The 4542-nt window shown below is 67.2% G+C and carries 5 protein-coding genes, 1 pseudogene and 1 riboswitch; of the genes and pseudogenes, 1 reads left to right on the top strand and 5 read right to left on the bottom strand.

Annotated features, from left to right (window positions below):
• From VJ673_RS00400 to gcvA, 5 genes are all read right to left on the bottom strand, one after another.
• Positions 1-778 (bottom strand): radical SAM protein (locus VJ673_RS00400; protein ID WP_324124026.1); only part of this gene is annotated, 778 nt, incomplete at its 3' end.
• Entirely contained in the window at positions 778-930 is a 153-nt protein-coding gene (cbpA, locus tag VJ673_RS00395) for a modified peptide precursor CbpA (RefSeq protein WP_324124025.1), read from the bottom strand. The genes cbpA and VJ673_RS00400, both read right to left, overlap by 1 nt.
• A 116-nt stretch (positions 931-1046) precedes the next feature.
• Positions 1047-1207, bottom strand: a riboswitch (cobalamin riboswitch).
• Positions 1208-1305: 98 nt separating this feature from the next.
• Positions 1306-1623, bottom strand: coding sequence for a heavy metal-binding domain-containing protein (locus tag VJ673_RS00390; protein WP_324124024.1), 318 nt, complete (start codon positions 1621-1623; stop codon positions 1306-1308).
• 28 nt (positions 1624-1651) lie between these two features.
• Positions 1652-2386, bottom strand: coding sequence for an SDR family oxidoreductase (locus VJ673_RS00385; RefSeq protein WP_324124023.1), 735 nt, complete (start codon positions 2384-2386; stop codon positions 1652-1654).
• Positions 2383-3366 carry a transcriptional regulator GcvA gene (gene gcvA / locus VJ673_RS00380; protein ID WP_324124022.1) on the bottom strand — a complete coding sequence of 328 codons (984 nt, stop codon included), beginning with the start codon at positions 3364-3366 and terminating at the stop codon, positions 2383-2385. The genes VJ673_RS00385 and gcvA overlap by 4 nt, the downstream gene beginning before the upstream one ends.
• A gap of 310 nt (positions 3367-3676) precedes the next feature.
• On the opposite strand from gcvA, the pseudogene VJ673_RS00375 reads away from it, so the two are divergent.
• A pseudogene (locus VJ673_RS00375) lies at positions 3677-4542 on the top strand (propionyl-CoA--succinate CoA transferase); the annotation flags it as partial.

Raw genomic sequence — 4542 nt, 5'->3', positions numbered from 1 at the left:
AGAGATCGACGAGCGGCACCAGCTGGTCCAGGTTCTTCTCGGTGCAGGTCGCGATCACGCTCCACGACGCGTAGCCCTTCAGCGCATCCATCGCGCGCAGCACCTTGTCGTGCACGCTGCTGCCGCTGAAGGTCAGGCGTGTCGCGTCGGTCGTCTGCGCGAGCGGGCCGTCGAGCGACAGGCCGATGCTGACGTTGCGTTCGGCGAGGAAGGCGATCGCCTTGTCGTCGAGCAGCGTCGCGTTGGTCTGCACGCCGAAGACGTAGTCGTCCTTGAACTGGTCGACCGCTTCGAAAAGCGCCGACTGGTTCATCAAGGGTTCCGCACCGTGGAAGATGATGCGCGGCTTGCGCCCCGCGGGCATCACGGTGGCGAAGTAATCCTTCAGCCGCGCCAGCGCGTCGACGAGACGGTCGGTCGCCATGTGCTGGCCCGAACGGCGCATGCCTTCGGGGATGTAGCAATAGGTGCAGTTGAGATTGCAGCGCTCGGTCGGGTTCACGTAGACCGCCGAGGGCTTCAGTTCGAAGCGCAGCGCGTGCAGCTCGCGCGCGAAGTCGTCGGCCCGTTCGCGGTAAGTGCGAAGCAGCTCGCCTTCGCCGAGGCTCGCGGCGAGTTGGTCCTTGCGCACGAGCGCCCAGAAGGCGGTCGCCGGGTCGGTCACCGCCACGCAGTCGGCGTGGCCGATGTCGAGCGGCACGAGACTCGGGCCGCAGCCCGAGTTGGCGTAGCGGCCCGCTGAGGGCGCCAGGGGTTTCTCGATGACTGCGGCGTTCATCACTTGGCCTTGCGATCCATCAGGATGTAGTGCGACAGGCCCACGCCGTCGGCTTCGCAGCGGCGGCGGGTGGCGATGATCGCGGGCTTGGCGGTATTGACGGCGGCCTGGGCAGCGGCGGGGACGGCTTGGGGGGCGATGGTCTTGCTCATGTGAATCTCCTCGTTTGCAATCGCAGAAAAACAAAAAGGGCTCCGCCGCCATGCATCCAGCATGGACAGCGGAACCCTTGCCATGGGTCCGGCACATTTTTCATTCGAGGCAGCAGGTCTTCTGGCTCCCGGATCAGCCGGACCGTCGCGCCTTCCCGACAGGGTAGTCCCCGTCAGTGGCCGGATGAACGAAACGAGTTCGTCATCCCTGCGACAGCCGTCCCCGGTTACAGCGGCGGGCCCGCCACGGAATCAAGCTTCGCTTTCACCGTGTTCCGACGACCGCAGGTAAGGCGATCGTCATTGCTGCTTCGTCCCCGATTGTGGGGGTCGCCGATGTGTGCGTCAAGACCACACATGCGACCTGGACATGCGTCACAGCGTCACGGCCGTGCCGCTGACGGCGACCATCAGCATGCCGTTCGTTTCGCCCAGCACTTCGTAGTCGATGTCGATCGCGACGACCGCATTGGCGCCAAGCTTGCCCGCGGCTTCCGCGAGTTCGGCGAAGGCGGTCTCGCGCGCTGAGCGCAGCGTCTTCTCGTAGGCGCCCGCGCGTCCGCCGACGAAGTCGCGCACCGCCGCGAACATGTCCTTCAGGAAGTTCGCACCGATGATCGCTTCGCCGGTCACGACGCCGTGGTAAGCGCGGATCGGGCGGCCTTCGAAGGTCGGGGTCGTGGTCATCAGCATGGCGGATCTCCGTGGAGGGTTTCGAAGCTCAGAAGCCGAGTTCGCGCAGATCGGCGACGGGATGCTCGCCGAATTGGATGCCGAGGAGGTAGTCGACGACGCGGCGCGCGCACTCCTCGGGCGTCTGCAGCGCGCCGTCGCGCTTCAGCGCCTCGAAGCGGGCGCGCAGCGGAAAATTCTCCTCCGGCGTCGCGCGGATTTCGGCCTGCATTCCCGTGTCGATGACGCCCGGCGCGAGGCTGCAGATGCGCACGCCCGGGCTGCGATCGAGTGCGACCGCGCGGGCGTGTTGGTCGAGCGCCGCCTTCGATGCGCAATACACGCTCCAGCCCGCGTAGGCGCTGCGCGCGGCGCCGCTCGAGATGTGCATAATGCGCCGCTCCCTGGCCTGCGGGCTGGCGGTGACGACTGCGGCGGCGAGCATCAGCGGGGCCGCGACGTTCAACGAGATCGCGCGGGCGATGGCAGCGACGTCGTGCGCCGCAAGCGGACCGGTCGGCTGCAGCGTACCGGCGTTATTGACGAGCAGGACCTCGCCGCTGTCGGCCAGAAATTCGCGCAGCCGGTCCGCGGCGAGCCAGGCGGCGAAGGCGGCGCTGTCGGCGAGGTCGACGTCCACCTGGACGCATCGGGCGCCGTGGCGTTGAGTCAGGATGGGGTTCGCACTGCGTGCCAGCGCGAGGACGGGAATGTCCCGCGCAAGCAGTTCGTCGGCAATCGCGGCGCCGAGGCCGCGGCTATGGCCGGTGACGATGGCCTTCATCGATCGGATTCTCCGGAGGGGTGGGGCGGGGCGACGGCTTCGGCCGCGAGCCAGGAGCGGAAGGCGTTGACGGCCGCCTGTTGCGCGATCGCCTCGTGCATGACGAGATAATAGGCGAAGGGTGAGGGCAGCGAAACGTCGAAGGGGATCACGAGACTGCCCGCGGCGACGCGCGTCTCGACCAGGGGCCGCGGCGCGAGGGCGACCCCGTGCCCGGCCAGCGCGGCTTCGAGCGAGAGCGCGGCGTTGGCGAAGCGCAGGCCGTGCTGCGGATCGACGCCGAGCGCTCCGGCGCGCGCCAGCCATTGCGTCCAGCCCGCGTTGACCTGACCGCGGTTGCCCTCATCGAGCGTCTCGTCGTGGATCAGCACATGGCGGGCGAGATCGACCGGTGCATGCAGCGGCGCGCTGTCGCGGATCAGCGCCGGCGCGCACACCGGGACGTAATCAGGCGAGAACAGCCGGTCGACGACGTAGCCGGCGTAGTCGCCGCGCCCATAGAGGATCGCGACTTCGCTGCGGCCGGCGCGCAGGTCGGCGTCCAGGCGCTTGAGCATCGCGGCCTCGCCACGGCGGTCGACGGTGTCGGGTGTGCTCGACAGACGCAGCGAGACTTCAGGATGCCGATGCGTGAAATCGGGCAGGCGCGGCAGCAGCCAGTGCCCGGCGAAAGACGGCGGCGCGGTGACGGTGAGCTGGCGGTTTGCCGGTGCCTGCCGGGCCTCTTCGATTGCCGCGGCGAAGCTGTCGAAGCCTTCGCGGATCTTCGGCAGCATCGCGCGGCCCTGTTCGGTCAAGGCCAGCGCGCGCGTCATGCGGTGGAAGAGGGCGACGCCCAGTTCGGCTTCGAGCGCCTTGATCTGCTGGCTGATGGCGGCCGGCGTCACGCACAGCTCGGCCGCGGCCTTCTTGAAGCTCAAGTGGCGTGCGGCGGCCTCGAAGGTGCGCAGCAGCGGAAGGTGGGGGAGGCGGTAACGCATGGCCTCATGGTTAAGCAGGGCTAATTTGTTGGATCATAAATCGTCGTTTGTCGGTCCGTAAAGCCCCGAATAGACTGCGCAGCGCATCCGATACGGGTGCCCGGCAACCTCCTCCCTCCTGTCGTCGCCGGGGTCTTCGATCGATCGGAGCGCGCGTCGTCGGTCATCCGATGACGCGCGGCCTCCGGTTTTCCGGATGCAGCATCCATGTCTCCTGCACGTTGGTGTCGTGCGATTGCGCCCGCACGTGCGGGCGCTTTTTTTGTCGTGATCGGGGAGGCCTCGTCTCCCAAGCAGGAGTCGTCGTTCCATGAGCAGAGAAAACCGCATCCACTGTGCCGCGCTTCGTAACCGGATCATGTCCGCCGAGGAGGCCGCGAGCCTGATCCCGTCCGGCGTCAATGTCGGCATGAGCGGCTTTACCGGCGCCGGCTACCCGAAGGCGGTGCCGTCCGCACTCGCCAAGCGCATCATGGACGCCAACCTCAACGGCAAGCATTTCAAGATCGGCGTGTGGACCGGCGCATCGACCGCGCCCGAGCTTGACGGTGCGCTCGCGATGGTCGACGGCATCGAGATGCGCCTGCCCTACCAGTCCGATCCGACCTGCCGCAAGCGCATCAACGCCGGCGAGATGGAATACATCGACATCCACCTGTCGCACGTCGCGCAGTTCGTATGGTCGGGCTTCCTCGGCAAGCTCGACATCGCCGTGGTCGAGGTCGCCGGCATCCTGGAGGACGGGCGGCTGATACCCTCGTCATCGGTCGGCAACAACAAGACCTGGCTGGATCAGGCCGACCGCATCATCCTCGAGGTGAATTCCTGGCAGAGCGCCCACCTCGAAGGGATGCACGACATCTATTACGGCACGCAGCTGCCGCCGCACCGCAAGCCGATCCCGATCGTGACGCCGGCCGACCGCATCGGCGAGCCATACCTGCGCTGCGATCTCGACAAGGTCATCGCGATCGTCGAGACCCATAGCCCGGACCGCAATTCGGCGTTCTCGGCGCCCGACGAGAACTCGCGCCTGATCGCCGGCCACATCCTCGAATTCTTCCAGCACGAAGTCCGCAAGGGTCGGCTGCCGAAGGACCTGCTGCCCCTGCAGTCGGGCGTCGGCAACATCGCCAATGCGGTGATGGCCGGCCTCAATGACGGTCCGTTCGAGAA

The sequence above is a fragment of the Aromatoleum sp. genome (assembly GCF_035254505.1).
Classification (GTDB): domain Bacteria; phylum Pseudomonadota; class Gammaproteobacteria; order Burkholderiales; family Rhodocyclaceae; genus Aromatoleum.
This window is presented reverse-complemented; position numbering and strand designations above follow the sequence as displayed.

Excerpts from the sequence above, each read along its gene's own strand:
- cbpA (WP_324124025.1), bottom strand. The coding sequence starts at position 930 with ATGAGCAAGACCATCGCCCCCCAAGCCGTCCCCGCCGCTGCCCAGGCC.
- VJ673_RS00390 (WP_324124024.1), bottom strand. The coding sequence starts at position 1,623 with ATGCTGATGACCACGACCCCGACCTTCGAAGGCCGCCCGATCCGCGCT.
- VJ673_RS00385 (WP_324124023.1), bottom strand. The coding sequence starts at position 2,386 with ATGAAGGCCATCGTCACCGGCCATAGCCGCGGCCTCGGCGCCGCGATT.
- gcvA (WP_324124022.1), bottom strand. The coding sequence starts at position 3,366 with ATGCGTTACCGCCTCCCCCACCTTCCGCTGCTGCGCACCTTCGAGGCC.